Source organism: Xylanibacillus composti (genome assembly GCF_018403685.1).
Lineage (GTDB): Bacteria > Bacillota > Bacilli > Paenibacillales > K13 > Xylanibacillus > Xylanibacillus composti.
This window is the reverse complement of record NZ_BOVK01000021.1, coordinates 1-17,408: the sequence shown is the minus strand read 5'-3', so window position 1 is coordinate 17,408 and position 17,408 is coordinate 1. Positions and strand designations below refer to the sequence as shown.

Annotated in this window: 15 protein-coding genes; 3 read left to right on the top strand and 12 right to left on the bottom strand. The window is 54.5% G+C overall.

Annotated features, from left to right (window positions below):
• Nucleotides 1–47: 47 nt before the first annotated feature.
• The 8 genes from XYCOK13_RS08625 to XYCOK13_RS08590 form a co-directional block, all read right to left on the bottom strand.
• The gene (locus tag XYCOK13_RS08625; RefSeq protein ID WP_213411720.1) at nt 48–950 is read right to left on the bottom strand and encodes an SAF domain-containing protein; all 903 of its coding nucleotides are present in this window, start codon (nt 948–950) and stop codon (nt 48–50) included.
• A 31-nt stretch (nt 951–981) separates the two neighbouring features.
• Nucleotides 982–1,152, bottom strand: a complete 171-nt coding sequence (locus XYCOK13_RS08620) for a hypothetical protein (protein ID WP_155609868.1) — start codon at nt 1,150–1,152, stop codon at nt 982–984.
• A gap of 84 nt (nt 1,153–1,236) precedes the next feature.
• Complete coding sequence (locus XYCOK13_RS08615) at nt 1,237–2,175, bottom strand: ParB/RepB/Spo0J family partition protein (protein ID WP_213411718.1); 939 nt, start codon at nt 2,173–2,175, stop codon at nt 1,237–1,239.
• Nucleotides 2,123–2,950 (bottom strand): ParA family protein, encoded by an 828-nt coding sequence (locus XYCOK13_RS08610; protein ID WP_213411716.1) that lies wholly within the window; start codon nt 2,948–2,950, stop codon nt 2,123–2,125. Before XYCOK13_RS08610 ends, XYCOK13_RS08615 begins: the two co-directional genes overlap by 53 nt.
• A gap of 268 nt (nt 2,951–3,218) precedes the next feature.
• A complete protein-coding gene (rlmD, locus tag XYCOK13_RS08605; RefSeq protein WP_213411714.1) occupies nt 3,219–5,099 on the bottom strand; it encodes a 23S rRNA (uracil(1939)-C(5))-methyltransferase RlmD in 1,881 nt (626 codons plus the stop codon).
• Nucleotides 5,041–5,961: a diacylglycerol kinase gene (locus XYCOK13_RS08600; protein WP_244865078.1), complete on the bottom strand. Its 921-nt coding sequence runs from the start codon at nt 5,959–5,961 to the stop codon at nt 5,041–5,043. The genes rlmD and XYCOK13_RS08600 overlap by 59 nt, the downstream gene beginning before the upstream one ends.
• A gap of 119 nt (nt 5,962–6,080) precedes the next feature.
• Nucleotides 6,081–6,860 (bottom strand): sirohydrochlorin chelatase, encoded by a 780-nt coding sequence (locus XYCOK13_RS08595; RefSeq protein ID WP_213411712.1) that lies wholly within the window; start codon nt 6,858–6,860, stop codon nt 6,081–6,083.
• A gap of 28 nt (nt 6,861–6,888) precedes the next feature.
• Nucleotides 6,889–7,179, bottom strand: coding sequence for a YerC/YecD family TrpR-related protein (locus XYCOK13_RS08590; protein ID WP_213411745.1), 291 nt, complete (start codon nt 7,177–7,179; stop codon nt 6,889–6,891).
• Between the two features lie 220 nt (nt 7,180–7,399).
• On the opposite strand from XYCOK13_RS08590, the gene XYCOK13_RS08585 reads away from it, so the two are divergent.
• Nucleotides 7,400–7,906 (top strand): tyrosine protein kinase, encoded by a 507-nt coding sequence (locus XYCOK13_RS08585; RefSeq protein ID WP_213411711.1) that lies wholly within the window; start codon nt 7,400–7,402, stop codon nt 7,904–7,906.
• A 557-nt stretch (nt 7,907–8,463) separates the two neighbouring features.
• On the opposite strand, the gene XYCOK13_RS08580 is transcribed toward XYCOK13_RS08585, so the two are convergent.
• The 4 genes from XYCOK13_RS08580 to XYCOK13_RS08565 all read right to left on the bottom strand — a co-directional run bounded on the left by XYCOK13_RS08580 (nt 8,464) and on the right by XYCOK13_RS08565 (nt 13,317).
• The gene (locus XYCOK13_RS08580; protein WP_213411710.1) at nt 8,464–9,144 is read right to left on the bottom strand and encodes a transcriptional regulator; all 681 of its coding nucleotides are present in this window, start codon (nt 9,142–9,144) and stop codon (nt 8,464–8,466) included.
• A gap of 918 nt (nt 9,145–10,062) precedes the next feature.
• Nucleotides 10,063–11,352, bottom strand: a complete 1,290-nt coding sequence (locus XYCOK13_RS08575) for an ABC transporter substrate-binding protein (protein ID WP_213411708.1) — start codon at nt 11,350–11,352, stop codon at nt 10,063–10,065.
• Between the two features lie 235 nt (nt 11,353–11,587).
• Complete coding sequence (locus XYCOK13_RS08570) at nt 11,588–12,427, bottom strand: carbohydrate ABC transporter permease (protein ID WP_213411744.1); 840 nt, start codon at nt 12,425–12,427, stop codon at nt 11,588–11,590.
• A gap of 2 nt (nt 12,428–12,429) precedes the next feature.
• Entirely contained in the window at nt 12,430–13,317 is an 888-nt protein-coding gene (locus XYCOK13_RS08565) for a carbohydrate ABC transporter permease (RefSeq protein ID WP_213411707.1), read from the bottom strand.
• 134 nt (nt 13,318–13,451) lie between these two features.
• On the opposite strand from XYCOK13_RS08565, the gene XYCOK13_RS08560 reads away from it, so the two are divergent.
• Nucleotides 13,452–15,278: a sensor histidine kinase gene (locus tag XYCOK13_RS08560; protein ID WP_213411706.1), complete on the top strand. Its 1,827-nt coding sequence runs from the start codon at nt 13,452–13,454 to the stop codon at nt 15,276–15,278.
• Nucleotides 15,275–16,918, top strand: a complete 1,644-nt coding sequence (locus tag XYCOK13_RS08555; RefSeq protein WP_213411704.1) for a response regulator — start codon at nt 15,275–15,277, stop codon at nt 16,916–16,918. Before XYCOK13_RS08560 ends, XYCOK13_RS08555 begins: the two co-directional genes overlap by 4 nt.
• Nucleotides 16,919–17,408: the final 490 nt, after the last annotated feature.

Sequence of the window (17,408 nt, the reverse complement as noted above, 5' to 3'; positions counted from 1 at the left end):
GTTCATCTTCTCCTTGCACCGACTCTTGGTCATCCTGCTCCGGGAAACTAAGGGGCTGCGGCATTGCTTTGCTGTGTTGCGGCCCGTTCATTCATGAGTTGTTGCTGCACGGTGACATTGCCGTACATCACCCGCATTTTGTCCGCTTCGCTCATTTCATTCAGGTTGCTTTCCAACCTTTCGCGTTGCTGACGAGCCAGCTCAGTAGAAACCTGCTCAACCAGGTTTGGGTTTTGCTCCAATAAATCCAACACCATCGGATTGGCCGGATAAGTCGCCGTCGCTGCCTCTTGCAGTCCCGGTTCGATATAGGGCACCGCGTATAATCTTGCGCCTTGCAGATAAGCATCGATGATCGCGCTTGATGTGAGCAGCAGGTCGGTTTCATTCATCTCCAGCCAAATGACGGTTCCCTCGCGATCAAGCACCTGCTTTTTGGCAAGCACAACGAAATCTTCGCCAGTCGGGAAGTTGATCCTCACATCGATATACTGTGCTTTTCCCAGATGCGACGGAAGCTGAATGATTTGAAACTCTTGTGTCCGCACATCCTTGGCAATCGGGTTGCCCTCATACAGCACAGAAGCAAGAAGCGGCATTCCCGGGCGAAGTTCAACTTTGGCGTGTTTACCGACCGCCTCTTCCTCCTTAGCGATCATTTCGGGCGAAACCAATGCGGTCGGCAGGGTCATCGCCGTGACGTCTTCCGGTTCGATCTGCTCACCGGCCGGAATGGTTCGAGCCACAGTCCATACCGTTTGCAGCGATTCTTCTTTAGTCGCTGTTAACTGTTCTATTTGCCTCTCATAATGGGCGATCACTTCCTGATGTTCCTGCTGTTGTTCAGCTTGTCTCATCAAGTGAAAAATGACAGCCGACACGAGCAAAAGAATGCCGAACAAAATGGCAGCGATCACCAGCATCTTGCGATGACGATAGATCCAAGACATGCTCACGACTCCTTTCTATACCAAATGAATTTCAACTTTCTTCCTTCTCATTGCTTTTATGCTTTGCTCGACTTCTTTTTCTTCGTTCCTCTTTAGCTGTGTTGGAACGCTCCGATTCATCTTTCGGTTCTCTGCGGTCAAAACCGGGCCTTTCTTTCATTAATCGTTCGTATTTCCGCCATTTACCTTCCGTAAAGAGCATCTCCGTCACCTCCTTGTAGGCACAAAAAAACTCCCTTGCAATGGAGAGTAAGGAATGGCTATTTTTTGTTCATGTTGCTTAAGATTATCTTCCATGTTCGCGCTGCCGCTTGCGATACCAGCTTTCAAGCAATTGGACAATAAGGTCCTCCTTTTGTTTTTCAGTGAAATTCTTAGGGAAAAAGCGATCAATGCGCTCCCGCTGAATGTGCATTTTTTCCCTCTGATTGGGCTTTTCCTCCGTCAAAATCGAGAAGATAACATCCATATTGAGCCGTCCGCCCTGACTCAGTTTCTTCATACGCAGCGCCTGTGACAAAGAAGGCGTACAGTCTTCGGACTGTATCGTTTCATAAAGGTCTTGCTGCTCTTTTTCGGCCAAGTAAGACAACTCAACAGCCGGATTAAACGCGATCCGTTTTTCATCTACCATTTCAAGAATGGAAGGGATCAAATGAGTCAAGCGAATATACCGCTGAATTTGATTGCGACTTTCTCCAACTTGATCTGCTAGCAGTTCATCGGAACGTTTTTGTGTCCCAACTTGGGACACATTTTCTTTACTTGGTCTGCCTGCCTGTCTTTTCATCGCCTCCAGCTTCATCTTATAAGCAAACGCTTTCTCGCTAGGCGCTATATGCTCCCTTTGCAGGTTGCTGTCCACCATAATAATGGTCGCTTGATCGTCGTCCAGTTCGCGGACGATGCAAGGCATCGTTTCCATACCCGCCAGCTCGCTCGCCTTTTTCCGCCGATGTCCGGCGACCATCTCATAACCGCCCTCTGCCTTCGGACGTACTAATCCAGGAACCAATACGCCGTATTGCTTCACACTATTTGCCATTTCCAGCATCGCTTCATCCGCTTTTACTTTGAATGGATGATCGGGGAAATCGCTGATCTCTGACAACGGGATGTCCATCACTTTTTCCCGCTGTGCATCGGCGCGGCTCTCATCGGTCGAAAACAAATCATCGACTGTGGTCAGCTTGATGCTGGCGCGTCTGTCGTCTTTCTTTGCCAATACCCTTCACCTCCTTTGTAAATGCCGCATACGCTTCGGCTACTTGTCCGTTCGGATCATGCTTATAAATGCTCTTCCCCTTGGCGCTCGTTTCCGCCGCACGGATGGAAAGCGGAATTTCCGTTTGAAACACACGCAGCTTGTCTCCATAATCACGCCGAAGAACAAAGGAAATATCCTTGGCAAAGTTGGTCCGGTTGTCCACCATCGTCAGCAGCACGCCATCTACCAGCAACTTCGGGTTGATTTGGCGTCGGACACGGGAAACGGTTTGCAAAAGCTGCGTCATTCCTTTCGCCGGTAAATAATGCGCCTGAACCGGAATGATGACGCTATCAGCGGCCGCCAGTGCATTGATGGTCAACATGCCCAAGCTGGGCATACAGTCAATAAGGACATAATCATAGTCCTTTTTCACCTTGTCTATATAGGAGCGCAAGATCGTTTCCCTGCTCATTGTATTGACAAGCGAGACTTCAACAGCAGACAATTCGATGTTACCGGGCATTAGGTCAATCCCTTCGGGATGGTGCAAAATGCCTTTTTGGGGCGGATACGATTCTTCCAACATATTTTTAACGAGCAGTGTAGCCAAAGAAATTGACAAATTATCCGGTTCGCGGTAACCCAACGCATCTGTCAAATTGCCTTGTGCATCCGCATCCACTAGAAGAACCTTTTTACCTTCAGTCGCCAAGCCAATACCCAAATTAACAGCCGTAGTCGTTTTGCCGACACCGCCTTTCTGATTGGCAAGAGCAATCACCTTCGTCATTCGCTGTTCCTCCTTTCATGAAAAATGCCGGCTGCCTGAGAGGGACAACCGGCTCTTTGAAGAAATATCTATATAAAAAGAGAACGCCCCGATAAGGACGCTCTCTTGGATATTCTTGTTTTCAATTAAAAATCACTAGGTGTATCTATCCATTCCAAGTCGAGAACAATAGAAACCTCGATTTTATCGTTTAACACCTTATTCCTGTAGTCCTTTCCATTAGTCGTAAACGAAGCATACTTTGCAGAATACTGATAATTCAGCACTTCTACGTATCGTCTCGACATATTCCTATTACGCACTCCACATGCACCGTATGCGGGAACATATCCACCGGCTGCACCTCGACAGTGCGGTAGCCGCCATCCTCCAGCACACGGAGATCGCGAGCCAGTGTAGACGGGTTGCACGATACGTAGACGACGCGCGCGGGGCGCATGGCGAGAATCGTGTCGAGCAGCGCTTCGTCGCAGCCCTTGCGCGGCGGGTCGACGACGATCACATCCGGCTGGATGCCCTGCTCCCGCCAAGCGGGGATGACTTCCTCAGCCGGACCGGTCTGGAACGTCACGTTGCGGATATCGTTCAGCTCCGCATTGCGGCGCGCATCGGCGATTGCATCCTCTACGATTTCCACGCCGTACACTTCCTTGGCGCGCTTCGCGAGGAACAAGGAAATCGTGCCGATACCGCAGTATGCATCGATCACCGTTTCCTCTCCTGTCAGCTGCGCATATTCCAGCGCTTTGTTGTACAGGATTTCCGTCTGCACCGGGTTCACCTGATAGAAGGAACGCGCCGAGATCAGAAACTGCACGTTGCCGATGGCATCGCGAATCGTCTCACTGCCCCATAGCACCCGGGTCTCGGGGCCGAAGATGACATTGGTCTTGTCCGTATTGATGTTCTGGCAGATGCTGACGACACCGGGCACATCCCGGCGCAGCAGTCCAATCAGTTCATCCCGCTTCGGAATGTTCGCACCATTTGTGATCAGCACGATCATGATTTCGCCTGTAGCGAATCCATACTTCGCCACGACGTGGCGCAGCAAGCCGCGGCCTGTCTGCTCATCGTATGCACGGATGCCGAGCTCCTCCGCGATGTGCTTCACCTTCGCCACGACCTGATCGTTCTGCTCATGCTGAATCATGCACTCTGCCATGTCGATAATGCGATGGCTCCCCTGGGCATAGAAACCGCCGACCAAACCGCCCTCCTGCTCTCCGATCGGCACCTGCGCCTTATTCCGGTAGCGCCACGGATCGGCCATGCCGATTGTAGGGTGGACATGTACGCCGGGAGCGGACTGTCTCCCATTCGCTGCCGGCTCTGCCGAACCCGCTGCAGCCATATGTGCATTTCGCTCAGGAAGGTTCTTATGAACGTCTGTCTCAGGAATTTCCTCATGAGCATCTGACACAGGAGGTTCCTTATGAGCATCTGACGCAGGCTTGTCCTTGTCTTGCTTAAGTGCTTCGTTATGTGCATTTCGCTCAGGAGCCTCAATATGTGCACCACGCTCAGGAACAGCAATATGAGCATCACGCTCAGGAAGCCCGCCTTCGGAACCCCTTTCGGCTGCTTCCCCGCCTGCAGCGTCACTTGCATGCGCAGAAGGATCATCCTCAGCATTTCGCCCTGCACCGCCCATCACCGACAGCTTGCCGATTCTCTCCAAATTATCCACGACCAGCTGCCGCTTCACCCGCAGCTGCGCCTCGTAATCAAGATGCTGAAGCTGGCAGCCGCCGCACTGGCTGTAAATGGAACAAGGAGGCGCCACCCTGTCCGGGCTCGCCTCCACAACCTCCAGCAGCTTGCCGTAGCCAAACTGCTTCTTCAGCTTCACGACCCGCGCCAGCGCCTTCTCGCCGGGCAACGCGCCGGGGATGAACAACGTAAAGCCTTGATAGCGCCCTACGCCTTCTCCATTATGGCCAATCCCGACAATGTCGGCGACGACTTCATCGTTCTTGCGAACCGGGAGGCCGGACAAAAAGCAGGCCTTCCCCGCAGCCGACGCCGCCCTCTCCTTTGAGCGCGCTTCCTGCTGGCGATCTGCCCTGCCAGCCACGCGCTCGCCTCGCTTATTCTTCGATTGTGTGCGTGTCGCCTTCTGTTTGCTCATCGTTTGCTTTCGCTCCATTTTTCAATTTCCCTTTGTAAAGCCCCTCTGCATCATGAAACACCTGCAAATGCGAAGGCAATATCGTGCAGCGGCAGGGCAGCGTGCCGCCATATTCGCCGTCCAGGTTTAGCTGTGTATAATCCTCCGACATCACTTCAATGTGCCGCGTCTGGAAATACACGACATGGGAATCCGCAATATGTTCCCCGCGCAGTGCCGCTGTCGCAATTCGGATAAAGTCCGCCAGGTTGCAGCGCTTCAGCAGCAGCACGTCGAACAAGCCGTCGTCCATATGCGCCTGCGGCGCCAACTTCTCGAAGCCTCCGACCGAATTGGAGTTGGCGATAAGGAAAAGCATGAATTCCCCCTCCATCTCGCCCTCATCGGTACGAATAGCCAAGTGGATCGGACGGAAGCGCGGCAGCTTCTCAATGCCTTTCATGTAATAGGCAAGCTGCCCCAGCATGGTCTTGAGCTTGCTCGGCACCTCATAAGTAAGCTCGGTCATTGATCCGCCGCCGGCTATATTAATGAAGAAGCGTTCGTTCATCCTCCCGATATCGATAGGCCGGGTCTGCTGGCGCACAATAATGTCGCACGCCTGCTCCCACTGGCGCGGAATGCCGAGCGCGCGGGCGAAGTCATTCGTTGTGCCCAGCGGCAAAATACCGAGCGGCGGCCGCTGGTCCTTCACGGCCATGCCGCTGATGACCTCATTCAATGTGCCGTCGCCGCCAGCGGCAATGATCAGGTCGAAGCCGCGGTCAATTGCCTCGGCAGCGGCCAATGTTGCATCGCCAGCCCCGATTGTGGCATGGCAGGACGTTTCCAGCCCGCCCTGCTCCAGACGGGTCAGGATGTCGGACAAGCGCCGCTTCATCTCCTCCCGTCCCGAGGTCGGGTTGTAGATCAGACGAGCTCGCTTAATAGGCTTTTTCTGTACGGTGTGGCTGCCAATTCGAACCAAGAGCTGTTCTTCCTTCCACGCATTGCCGTTGTTCACAAGGCCTCGCTTCCTTCATTCAGAGCATCGGCTATCCGCCTCTCCAGCCACCGGCTGGCTACCGGATGAGGCAGCAGCGCTTTGCCGTTGTATAGGATAGTGTATCCCTTCATTCGCTCCGGGATGACATGTTTCGTGAAATATCCCTCACTTAGAAAAACCGGCACGACGACAGGCCGAAGTTCCGGGTACTTGCGCTGCCAGGCAGAGAGCTTGCAAGCCAGCTGATCCGGCAGAAGCAAGGCGAATCCGCTTTGGGCGAAGCCTCCCGTTGCTTGAAGGGCCTGAGCCAATCGCGTCAGTCCATTTCGGTAGGCGGTATAAAAACCCGGCTCCCTGCTGCCGTGCCCCACCAGCACCAACAGCTCGCGAGCCGGTTGAACGGAAAGCGTCTGTATGCGATCCCCGAGCATCTGCAGCACTTCCGGATCATCATCCATGGGCGGCACCATGCGAATCGGGACCCGAACCCGAAATCGCTCGAGATCGGTATCTGTACGGGCCTCCTCTTGAACGCCGAGCGCATAGGCGATTTCGTCAACGTGCGTGCTGCCAGAAGACATGAACAGCGGCACCGCCACGATCATCTGTACGCCCAGCTCCTCCAGCCGATTGATGCCGTCTTGAATGAGCCGTCCCTCGACGATCTCCAGAAAAGCAGATATGATCACCGTATTCTCAGGAAGGACCACCTTCGCCACAGCGTCATCCACCATGGCGACCCACCGGGGATCGCGTGAGCCGTGACTGATGACAAGAATCCCTGTCCTGCCCATCTAAATCCCTCCTGTATGGCTTGGCTGATTATCGGTTCAAGCGTTCTAATGCCAGTTTATATCCGTCGTTGCCGTAATTCAAGCAGCGCTTCACTCGCGAGATTGTGGCCGTGCTGGCCCCCGTCTCCGCTTCAATCTGATTATACGTATTGCCTTTGCGCAGCATGCGGGCTACTTCGAGACGCTGAGCAAGCGACTGGATTTCATTGACGGTGCACAAATCGTCGAAGAACACATACGCCTCTTCCACGTCCTTCAATGTCAAAATAGCTTCAAACAATTGGTCCACAGTTTTGTCATTCAATTTCTTAAGCTGCATCCTGTTCATCCCCCGACTTTCCTGCTCGTGTTCATGATTTCTTCCTATTATCATACTTTATTTGGCTAAAAGCTTCAAACGTTAAAAAGCTCCCGCTTTACAGGGATAAAACATGGAAACATGTGCGCCTGCCCGTTTTGCAGCCCGACTCGTGACAAACGTCCATACCCGCCCGTAGACGAATACATAGAGTGTAGAAAAAAACAAAGGATAGTGACCTATGAACAAATACCATGGAAATCGACAAACGCCAAAGTATGTGGATCCTGCCGCCAAAGCCAAGACAAAGGCCCTGTTCGGCCCGCAAGAGCCCCCTTATTCGCAGCAGTCCTACTTGCCGCCGCAACAGAACACCGGCCAGTTCCTGGGTGGAGGCGGATTTGGCGGCCAGCCTCCTGCAGGAGGCGGATTCGGGGGATTCGGCGGCGGAGCGGGCGGCGGTTCAGGCGGCGGACTGGGCAACTTCAATCTCGGCGAGATGAAGCAGATGATTGATCGGCTCGGCGGCATCGACGGCATCATGAATACCGTCACTAAGCTCAACAAGATGATGCAGACCTTTCAGCAGATGGGTCCGATGCTCAAGCTGTTGGCCGGCTCCTTCCTGCCCAAGGCCGCCACGAACGACGCCGATGACGACTACGACTTCGACCGCCCGAGACGCCGCAGACGCAGACGCCGCCGTAGCAGCAAACGCAGACGCAGAACAACCCACACCCGCCGCTAAACGCATCATCCCGCGATAGCAAAGCGCAGTATGCTTAATCCCAACCAGTTACGCTATCGCGGGATCAGCTATGTTGTTGCTTCCTTACGGCATGCTGCCCCATTGCACTGCGCCGTCGCCTGCTTCTCTAACTCGACGACCTATTCCCATGATACCGCCCTGCTCCCTGACTCGATATCCTTCGCTGCAATGAATTAGCATTTGGCCAACACTGTCCCCTAGGCACGCGGCGAATCTCCCACCACTCCGTCAGCAGTATGTATCACCTGCCCCAAAGCGAAGGCGGCCACTGCGACTGTTCAGACAGCCTCGATGCCAAAGCCGCCTCCCTCTAGCTGGACTTGTAACGGAAGTGAGAGACCTTAATCAGCCAAAATCTGCGCTTCTGAATTTCTAACGGAACCAGCAGACCTTATTTCGGGGTTGTGCCGTACTTTTCAGCAGATTTAGCCCCAATAGCGTCGCTCACTTCCGTTACAATTTCTATCCGCCACTTTTCCACCTAATAACGTCCGTGAGTTCCGTTACAGCTCCTCGGGTTTGTTTTCCACGTTCCATCATCGGCTGCGTCTGGTTGGATGTACTGAATCCACCTCCGGCACTTGAAAGGTGCGATAACGTTGTGTCCCGCTGGATACAATCAGATGCTGACTATGCACCAAATCATGCAGCACACTTCTTGCGTAGCGCTCCGTTTTCCTAAGATGCGCGGCAAGCTCGCGGGAATCGAATGGGCGCATAAGCCTGCGGGCGAACCGCACCGTTTCCGCTTCAGCCCAATTCAAAGCTGCAGGAGTTTCCATCGAGAGCAGCTTCCCGGCAAAAGACAAGACCAACTGTTTGCAGACACTGGGATCCTCTTGTATGGACAAATAGGCCACAGGAAGAAACAACCAATCGTCCAATGCGAGCAGAGCATGCTTCATGCACAAATCCTTGAATCGGCTGGCATCCACATCCCGCGCATGTGAACGATATCCCTGTATCTCGATACACCCCTTAGCGCTGCCCGGCATAAAAGCCAAGTCCAAATAGCGATAGCCGTTATTGAAGTCTCTCACTTCATATTCGGGGTACAAGTGATCCAGATTGCCGAAGACAGGAAACCAGATTGAACGCAAAAACTCTACAGTACCATGCCCCAGCCCTTTTCTCAACAATTCCCTTCTTCTACGATTGGATTCTCCCTCTACATGATCGGCAAGCCATTTCTCATACGTATCCTCGAACAACCCCATCCCTCTCACCTCATTTGCTTGGTCGCGAGCAAACAAAAAACCGCCCTGACGCATAACGACTCCAAACGAGCCTTACCCATCAAAGCGGTATGTGCTTCACACCGAAATTGTAATCCTACATTACCATATTTTTGTTCATGCAGCAATGTAGAAAGACTCGCCCTGCGGAGGAATCAGCTTGCCAGTGTGAGAATGGAGCGATCACATATGCCGAACTGCTCAGACAGAGAGTCTGGCCCGCGCTAGGTATGAGTTCGGCGCATCCGGTATGTCCGGTGCGCTTACAGCGGGTTTGGCGCATCCAACATGTTCGGTGAGCTTACAGCGAGTTTGGCGCATCCAGTATGTCCGGTGAGCTTACAGCGAATTCGGCGCATCCGGTATGTTCGGTGAGCTCACAGCGAGTTCGGCGCATCCGGTATGTTCGGTGAGCAAACAGCGAGTTCGGCGCATGAGCGTGTGAACTGTAACGGAAGTGAGAGACCTTAATCAGCCAAAATCTGCGCTTCTGAATTTCTAACGGAACCAGTAGACCTTATTGCGGGGCTGTGCCGTACTTTTCAGCAGATTTAGCCCTAATAGCGTCGCTCACTTCCGTTACAATTTCAAACAGGGCTAATTCGGCAAAATAACGTCTCTGGCTTCCGTTAGCCGGTTTGCCTAGCCGATCCTAGCCGGTTTGCCTAGCCGGATAGCCTGATCGAACTGCAGCCTCCTCCCTAAACTCCTTGCCGCACCGCAAAACGCCCCCCGTCAAACCAACGGTGGGCGGTGAACTGCCTCCCTATTGCGGTCTGCCACCTCCCTGCCTGGCCGCCGACAACACAGCAAGCCCCCCAAAACCGAAATTTTGGGAGGCTTGCGTTGCTTGCTGCCGCAAATTGCGATCTACAGCGGTCCATATCCACGACCGCGCTCTTACCGCTGGACGATGTCCTGGATCGCCTTGTCGAACTTCTCGAACAACTCCTCCTTGCCGATCGTGCCGCCTTGATATTCCTGCATGGCCGCGCCCCAGCCCTGGATGATGCCGTCCGGATAGCGGCCCCAATGCCAGCCGCCTGCGTTAGCGGCAAGCTGGGATACGCCTTCGCCTAGTTGGCCGATGTCCTCTGAGTTCGCCTCGATTGTCGTCAGCGCCGGAATGAATTGGAATTCCTCCGTCAAGTAGCGCTTGCCTGTCTCGGAAGTGACCATCCACTCCAGGAACGCCTTGGCCTCCTCCGGATGCTTGGACTTGCTGTTGACGATCCAGAAGTTCGCCGGACCTGTATAGATCCGCGCATTGCCGCTGTCGTCAATCGGGATCGGCATCACGCCGATATCCAGCTGCGCGACCTTGTCGATGTCGCCCTGAATCCAGTTGCCCTGCTGAATCATCGCCGCCTGACCAGTTGCGAACAGTGCGACCTGTGTCGCGTAATCGGTCGTCAGCTTGTCGGACTGGCTGTACTTGAACACGAGATCGACATAGTTGATCCACTTCTCGAACACCTCGTTGCCGACGAAGGAAGCGTCGCCGCTCTTCGTATCTTCGATGAAAGCAACCGGGTCCGCTTGCTCCGCCAGACCGATGTTGATCGTGTGCTGGCCGATTGACCACCATTCATTCGTCGTGGCGAACGGCGTAATGCCTGCCGCCTCAAGCTTCTGCGCTACTTCCTCCAGCTCCGACAGCGTAGTCGGAAGCTCCTCAATGCCTGCTTGCTGGAACAGCTCTTTGTTGTAATTGATGCCGTAGCCTTCAATATTCATTGGCATGCCGAGCAGCTTGCCGTCCACCTGGGCCGGGGCCGCAGCGGAAGGAATCACGTCCTTCGCCCAAGACTCGCCCGACAGATCTTCCGCCCGGTCATAGTACGCCTCCAAAGCGGCAAATCCTTCGGAGTTGAAAATTTCCGGCTCAGACCCGGACGCAATCTCCGCCTTCAGCAGCGCATTGTAATCTTCACCGCCGCCGTGCGTTTCCACAATAACCTTCACGCCGGTCTCCTGCTCATATTCCGCCGCCATCTGATTCAGCGCATCGGCGATCTCGACCTTGAACTGGAACATCTTGATCGTGACATCCTTCTTCGGTGCCTCGTCGTTCCCGGCATCCGCCTGATTGCCCCCGCTTCCTCCGCCATTCGCTCCATTGCTGCCGCTGCATGCCGCCATCACGAGCACAAGAACGGCTGCCAGCAGCATGATCGACCATCTTTTCATCGGTTGACCTCCCCATATGCATGTGTGATTTCTTTTACAAGCTCATCATAAAATAGTAACATTACCGAGAAAAACTCACATTTTTGACAAAAAAGGTGTAACATATTGATGCCGCTACTACTATGCACAACCAATCCGTTGCCAGCGCCTAGGGCACGCCACATCGCCAACGTCCGCAGCGGCACGCGCCCTTTTTTCCACCGACAGGGGCATCCTGTACAAGCCCCCGGTACGCTTAGCCTTTCACCGAGCCAGCCGTAATGCCTTCGATAATGTGCTTTTGCAGCAGCAGGAAAAACGCAATAATCGGCGTCACGCCAAGCGTCAACCCGGCCAGCGCCAAATCCCACTGCTTCGTATATTGCCCGAAGAACTTCGTGATCGCAAGAGGAATCGTTGTCAGCTCGCGATTGGAGCCGATAATGAGCACCGGAAGCAAATAATCGTTCCAAATCCATAGGCTGTTCAAAATCATCACCGTGACCATGATCGGGCGCAGCAGCGGAAATACGATTTTCCAGAACACACCATATGGCGAACAGCCGTCGACAACGGCTGCCTCCTCAATTTCAAGCGGCACGTTCTTGATAAAGCCATGGAACAAAAACATCGACAGCGCAATGCCGAAGCCGAGATAGCATACCACGATTCCGATCAGGTTGCCCCTAAGTTCCAGCAGGCTGGTCACCCGCACCAGCTGCAGCATCACCGACTGGAACGGGATGATCATCGAGGAGATGAACAGGACAAACAGCACGTTGTTGAACCAGGTCGGCCGCCGCACCAGCTGATAGGCCGTCATCGAGGACAACATAACAATCCCGGCTACGCTCAGGCCCGTGATCAGGAACGAATTCCACAATACCTTGGGGAACTCAATGATCGACCATACCTTGGCGTAGTTGGCGAAATGGTACGTGACCGGCAGGGAGGCCGCATCGACGATAATTTCGCCGAGTGTCTTGAGCGAGTTGACAATGACGAAATAGAACGGCGCCAAAAAGAGCAGCGCCAGCAGTCCAGCCGAAAGCTCGATGCCGAACAAGCGGATCGAATAAGGCTGCTTCGTCTCCATCATCAGGCTTCCACCTCCTTGCGCTTCGTGAACCACACCTGCGTCACCGTAATCAGCGACACGGCGAGGAAGAACAGCATCGCCTTGGCTGTGCCGAGTCCGTACCGGTTATTGACCAGCGCCTCGGCATAGATGTTGTAAGCGAGCGACTGGGTCGAGGTGCCCGGTCCGCCCTTCGTCAGCGACAGGTTCAAGTCGAACATCTTGAAGGCGTTCGAGACTGTCAGGAACAGGCATACGGTGATCGCTGGCATAATGAGCGGAACGAGCACCCGGCGCACCGACTGCCAGTAGCTTGCCCCGTCGATCTTGGCCGCCTCCAGGAGGTCCTTCGGCACACCAACCAGCGCCGCGATATAGATGACCATCATATAACCGGCCGTCTGCCAGACGAAGACGATGACCAGTCCCCAAAATCCCGTACTGGGCGTTCCCAGCCAAGGCAGCTCGAACAGGGGCCACCCTGTCAGCTTGCCGATCGTATTGAACCCCCTCGTGAAGATGAACTGCCAGATGAAACCAAGCAAGATGCCGCCGATTACATTCGGCAGGAAGAAAACCGTGCGCAGCAGCCCCCGCGACTTCAATGGCTGGATCAGCATGAGCGCCAGGAAGAAGGCCAGCACATTAGCCAGCACGACGGTCGTTACTGTGAAGCGCACCGTGAACCAGAATGCCGCCCAAAACTTCTCGTCGTTCGTGAAGATGCGCTCAAAGTTGCTCCATCCGATCCATTTCGCCTTATCCAGATCCAGTCCGTTCCATTCGGTGAACGAATAATAGAATCCCAGCAAAAAAGGAATAAACACAATGACGCTGAAGCACAGCAGTCCCGGCCCGACAAAAACGGCCTGCCTCAGCCATTCCGATCTTTTTCTCTGTGTGAGCATAGCTGTTCCCCTTTCTTCATTTTCGCTATTGTGCCAGGGTACTTTTACTATAAAAGGCGGTTGTGTTTCCGAACACCGATAGATATGATGAGGTAGGTGGAATATATTGATCTCTCACAGGGGAGGAGACACACATGTTCAGAACCAGCATTCGCAAGAAACTGATGGCCCTGCTGCTTGCTGCCACCATTATCCCCATTGCCACTTCGATGCTTGTCTCGGATTGGTATATCAAACGGTCGGTCACGCAGAAGTCGATTAGCGAGAACGCCAATCTGCTGTCGCTCGGCACAAGCAATATTTTGAACTATACGAATACCATTAACCGCATTTCCTTAAGCGCTTACAATTCCCTGAACACGCCTACCTCCTTATATGCCATCATCGAAAAAGGCGCCGCATCCGGCATCGACGCGGAGCAGTTCGACCTGGACAACCGCACGCACCTATATACACACCTGCTGAATATGTTCCAGCAGACGAAGGAAGTCCACCAGATTCATCTGGAGATATACGGCGAGCAGCGCATATCGTATTTGCTGGCGAGGGGGCTCTTCCGCCGGGACATTCAACCGCAGGACAACCCGACGCTGGCGCCTGCTGCCACCGATCCGCTTCCGTACGTGGAGCCTGCGCATGAGAGCACGAATTACCGTTTGGATTGGACGAGCTATGTGCCCAAGCGGCAAGTGTTCACCCTCCACCGCCCGATCATACGAACGCCGCAGGATGAGGTGCTGGCCAGGCTGTCCATGGATATCCGCACCGATGAGCTGTTCGCCATCGCCCGCCAGCTGGTGCAGTCGCCGAAGGAAAGCCTGTATATCCTCAATCGGGACGGCACAATCGTGTATGCAGACGATGCCGCTCAGATCGGCGGACAACTGGAGACGGCCTGGTCCGCGAAGCTGCTGGACGACCGCTCGCCGCGCGGCCACTTCGAATGGAAGCAGGACAGCTTCTCCGGCATTATCGTGTACGATTCGATGCAGACCCAGTATGCCGACTGGCTTATTGTCAAGCAGCTCCCCTACGATTACTTGTACGAAGGGGCGCAGGCGATTACGAAGATCAATACGTATATCGTCGCTTGCTTTCTAGTGGTCGTCATTATCGCCACGCTCATCATTTCCTTTCAGTTCGCCAAGCCGATCAAGCGGCTCATTCATTCGATCAACAAGGTGCAAACGGGCAATTTCAATGTCGATATCGGGGTGCAGGGACAGGATGAGATCGGGCTGCTGGCACGACGGTTCAACGATATGGTCGGGAAGATCAATCAGTTGATCAACCGCGAATACAAGCTGGAAATTGCCAATAAGAACAATCAGCTGCGGGCGATGCAGGCGCAGATCAATCCCCACTTCCTCAACAATGCGCTGCAGTCGATCGGGACGCTTGCCCTGCAGCACGGCGCCTCGAAGGTGTACAGCCTGATTCACGCTCTGGCCAAAATGATGCGCTACAGCATGAATACCAGCGAGACGATTGTCCCGCTGTCGGCGGAATGGAACCATGCCAAATCTTATCTGGATCTGCAGCAGCAGCGCTTCGGCGAGAAGCTGAACGTGCAGGCGGCGATGGATGAGGCGGCGCTCGCCGTCAAGGTGCCGAAGATGGTGCTGCAGCCCTTGATTGAAAATTACTTTAAGCACGGCTTCGATCAGCAGGAGGGACTTGGCGAGTTGCGAATGGCAGCCCGGCTTGCCGGAGAATCGCTCGTCTTGACCGTCGAAGACAACGGGGCCGGCGTTGCGCCCGAGCGGCTGCAGCAGCTGCAGAAGCTGCTCGCCCTCCCTCCGCAAGTATTGCTGGAAGAGCAGGACAGCATCGGGCTGAGCAATGTGCAGGCGAGGCTGAAGCTGTATTACGGAGAACTGGCCGAGATGAAAGTTACCGCCGGGGAGGAGCGAGGCTTTCGTGTAGAGCTGCGCATCCCTGTGAAAGGAGTACAGGCATGAACATTCTGATTGTTGATGATGAACAGCACGTCCGGGACGCGATCCGGCTGCTTGTCGATTGGGAAGCCTTCGGCATCCGGCATGTCTACGAGGCGACGAATGGCGAGGAAGCCATTCAGCTGATTGAGGCGCATCGGCCCGAGATTGTCGTGACGGATATGATGATGCCGATCAAAGGAGGGATCGATCTGCTCGCCTGGATGGAGGAGCATGCCAATGACCTCAAGCGAATCGTCGTCAGCGGCTACGATGATTTCCAGCTGGTGCGCAGCACGATGAAGCACGGCGGGCTCGATTACATCCTGAAGCCGATTGATCCGGACGAGCTGGCCGCCGCGCTCGCCAAGGCCAAGCAAGCCTGGGAAGCCGATGAATCGAGCCGCAAGCAGCTGGTGCGGCAAAGCATCCAGATGAACCAGTTCAAGCCGGCTTATTGGGACAAGCTGTTCTCCAGTCTGATCCACGATCCGCATCAGCCACCGTCCGTCATGCACGCCTTAGAGAGCGAGTTCCAGGTCAGGAAGGGACAATCGTGCCACGTGGCGGTTATCAGCCTGGCGCTGCTGGACGAAGCTGTTGCCCGCAAGTACCAAGGCCAGCCGGAATTGCTGTGCTTTACGCTGACGAACATTTGCAATGAGCTGCTCCGTGAGGAGAATAGCGGATATGCCTGCCGCTACTGGGGCAGCGAACAGGAGCTGCTGCTGTTCTATTGGGGGGAAGGCGGCAGCCAGGGCAGCTTGGCTGATGGACTCGACCGGCAGCTGCGCCGCATGCAGCATGGATTTTACCTGACGCTGCAGGCGCGGTTCGACACAGGCATCGGCCTGGCGTGCAGCTTCCCGGACGGCGTATTTCAGTCCTACGAGGAAGCCAGACAAGCGCTGCGGCAGCGCAATATCCGGGACAAGGGGCCGCACGTATGCTGGTTCCATGCCGACGGCTGGTCTGCCGAGGATTGGGTACAGCCCTTCGCCTTCGAGGAATCGTTCAGGCTGGCGCTGCAAAGCGCAAGCCTGGAAGAGATCGAAGCTGCGGCGGACAAGTGGGTGGCAGCCGTGGACGCTTATGCCCGCATTCCCTTCGGACAGTTGGAGCAATGGATGGCGCAGCTGGAGCAGCTGGAGGCCCAGTTCCTGCATCAGCCGCCGTTCGCCGATCCGGCGGAAGCGGGAGAAAGCGCGGTCAAGCCTCCCGAGCTTCCGAAAGCCCCTTGGCCGTTCGACGAGGACAGGCGGTTCTCATCCGCGCTGTGGAAGCGGACACTGGCGGAACGGCTGATGCAAATTGCGCAGTATTGGGCGGAACGAAATACCGGGGGCAAGAACGTCATACGTGAAATCGCCCGCTATATCGATACACACTATAGCCAGGAAATTACGCTGCAGGATATCTCCAGCCATTTTTACTTGAGCCGGGAATATATCTCGCGCAAATTCAAGCAGGAAACAGGAGAAAATATCAGCGAATACATCGGCCGCGTCCGCATGGAACATGCCAAGTTGCTGCTGAAAAACCCTGCCCTCAAGGTGGCCCAAATCGCGGAGATGGTCGGCTACACCGACGAGAAGTATTTCAGCAAGGTATTCCGCAAGCTCGTGGGCGTTTCTCCGAATCAGTACAGGAAAGCCGGGCAATGAAGGGCGATGGTTGTAAGTTTGGCATGCAGGCCGTGCTGATCGCCGCAGCGGCGAAACGGCAGCTTGGCTCACCAAGACAGCATCGCAGCACTTAGCAGAACCGCAGCTGAACAAGATAGCATCGCAGCGCCTAGCAGAACCGCAGCTGAACAAGATAGCATCGCAGCGCCTAACGAACCTCAGCTGAACGGGAAGCTTCGCCATGCTTGCGGGGCCTCCGGTCTGGCCGCCACCATCCCTTCCCCACTTTACTAGAGGCGAGAAACTGGGCGTTCAGCAATCGCCTGCCCCGCTAACGGAAGTCAGAAGCACTATTTCGCTATTTTGGGCGACAAAAAAATTCTAACTATCAAGCCCCCTAATTAAGTTGGAGAATACCTAGGGAAATAAGGTACCATATAAATTAGGGGGCTGAGGAAATGAGACAGCGTAACAATGCGTTCAAAGAGGTGCGGTACAAGGTAGCGCAAGAGGCGTTAGCTGGCATCAA